General features: G+C 64.2%; 2 protein-coding genes. Both read left to right on the forward strand.

Annotation, left to right across the window (positions count from 1 at the left end; translation table 11 throughout):
• Positions 1-768: beta-ketoacyl-ACP synthase II (locus KH208_RS15280; RefSeq protein ID WP_291437727.1), on the forward strand; the 768-nt coding region annotated here is incomplete at its 5' end.
• Positions 769-860: 92 nt separating this feature from the next.
• The coding region (glyA, locus tag KH208_RS15285; RefSeq protein WP_291437729.1) for a serine hydroxymethyltransferase at positions 861-1,923 on the forward strand (1,063 nt) is incomplete at its 3' end.

A 1,923-nucleotide genomic window follows, 5' to 3' on the forward strand; every position in this document is an offset into this window, starting at 1 on the left:
ACCACAGCCTGCGCCTCGGCCATCCACGCTGTGGGCACGGCCTACAGCGAAATTCTGCTGGGACGGGCCACCACCGCCATTTCCGGCGGCGTGGAGGCTACGGTGACGCCTCTGGGCGTGGCCGGTTTTACGGCCCTCAAGGCCCTGTCCACCCATTACAACGACGACCCCACGCGCGCTTCCCGCCCCTTTGACGGCAAGCGCGACGGCTTTGTGATCGGCGAGGGCGCGGGCCTGCTGCTGCTGGAAAGTCTGGAATCCGCCCGGGCGCGCGGCGCGAAGATTTACGCGGAAGTGGCCGGTTACGGCGCTTCCGGCGACGCCTACCATATGACGGCCCCCTGCGACACCGGCGAGGGCATGGCCCGCGCCATGCAGAACGCCCTGCGCGAGGCGGGCATCGCGCCCGAGGCCGTGGGGCACATCAACGCCCACGCCACCTCCACCCAGCTCAACGACAGCACGGAAACCAAGGCCATCAAACTGGTCTTCGGCGAGCACGCCGGGAAGATCAAAATCTCCGCCACCAAGTCCATGACCGGCCATCTGCTGGGCGCGGCGGGCGGCATTGAAACGGTCTTCACGGCCCTGGCCCTGCGCGAGGAAATGCTGCCCGGCACCATCAACCTGGAAAATCCCGACCCAGAGTGCGATCTGGATTATCTGGCGGACGGCTCCCGGCACGTTGTCTGTGAATACGCCATGTGCAATTCCTTCGGCTTCGGCGGCACCAATGCGAGCCTGATTCTGAAAAAATGGGCTGAGTAGCGCGGCATTTGCCTCCCGGCCGCTTCCTGGCAAACAAACACTGCCCGCCGCTGTGGCGGGCAGTATTCTTTAAGTAAAAAGGACAAGCGTTCATGGACGAAATTCTGCTTCAAGATACGGAGCTGGCCCGGGCCATTATGCTGGAATCCGACCGGCAGGTGAGCAAACTGGAACTGATCGCCTCTGAGAACTTTGTCTCGCCCGCCGTGCGCGAAGCCCAGGGCAGCGTGCTGACCCACAAATATGCCGAAGGCTACCCCGGCAAGCGCTATTACGGCGGCTGCGAATACGTGGATATCGCCGAAACCCTGGCCCAGGACCGGGCCAGGCGGCTCTTCGGTTGCGGCTACGTCAACGTGCAGCCCCATTCCGGCTCCCAGGCCAATATGGCCGCCTATTTCGCCTGCCTCAAGCCCGGCGACGTGATCTTGGGCATGAATCTCTCTCACGGCGGGCATCTGACCCACGGCAGCCCGGTCAACTTCTCGGGGCGCCTGTTCAAGGTCGTTTCTTACGGCGTGCGGAAGGAAACGGGCCGCATCGATTATGACGAAGTGGCAGCTCTGGCCCGCGAGCACAAGCCCGCCGTGATCATGGCCGGAGCCAGCGCCTATCCGCGCCGCATTGACTTTGCCCGCTTCCGGGCCATCGCCGACGAGACGGGAGCCAAGCTGATGGTGGACATGGCCCATATCGCGGGCCTGGTGGCCGTGGGCCTGCACGAGAGTCCCATCCCTCACGCCCACATCACGACCACCACCACGCACAAAACCTTGCGCGGCCCGCGCGGCGGCATGATCCTCTCCAGCGAGGACAACGCCAAGACCCTGAACAGCCAGATTTTCCCCGGCATCCAGGGCGGCCCGCTGATGCACGTCATCGCGGCCAAGGCCGTGGCCTTCGGCGAAGCCCTGCGCCCGGCCTTCGCGGCCTATCAGCAGCGGGTGCTCGACAATACCGCCACTCTGGCCCAAGCCCTGATGGACGCCGGTTTTGAACTCGTCTCCGGCGGCACGGACAACCATCTCATGCTGGTGGACCTGACCAACAAGGACATCACCGGCAAGGACGCCGAACAGGCCCTGGACCAGGCCGGAATCACGGTGAACAAGAACACCGTGCCCTTTGAAACTCGCTCGCCTTTTGTGACCTCGG

The organism is Desulfovibrio sp., assembly GCF_018379785.1.
Taxonomy (GTDB): Bacteria; Desulfobacterota; Desulfovibrionia; order Desulfovibrionales; family Desulfovibrionaceae; genus Desulfovibrio.